The organism is Micrococcus sp. GbtcB5, from assembly GCF_019091605.1.
GTDB classification, from domain to species: domain Bacteria; phylum Actinomycetota; class Actinomycetes; order Actinomycetales; family Micrococcaceae; genus Micrococcus; species Micrococcus luteus.
In genome coordinates, this window is the sequence record NZ_JAGXJK010000368.1 from 1 (window position 1) to 243 (window position 243).

General features: G+C 71.2%; 1 pseudogene. It reads left to right on the forward strand.

The features are described from left to right. A pseudogene (locus tag KVS67_RS12740) lies at positions 1–243 on the forward strand (elongation factor 4); the annotation flags it as partial.

Sequence of the window (243 nt, forward strand, 5' to 3'; positions counted from 1 at the left end):
GGCCGGCCCCCCCCGGGGGAGAAGGCCCGCATGATGTCCAGGGGCCCCACCAACGAGCTCCTCGAGACCGGCGTCTCCCCCCCGGAGCCCGTGCCCACGACCGGTCTGGCCGCGGGCGAGGTGGGCTACCTCATCACCGGCGTGAAGGACGTGAGTCAGTCCAAGGTGGGCGACACGGTCACAAACCACGCCCACCCGGCGGAACAGTACCTGGGTGGCTACGAGGACCCCAAGCCCATGGTG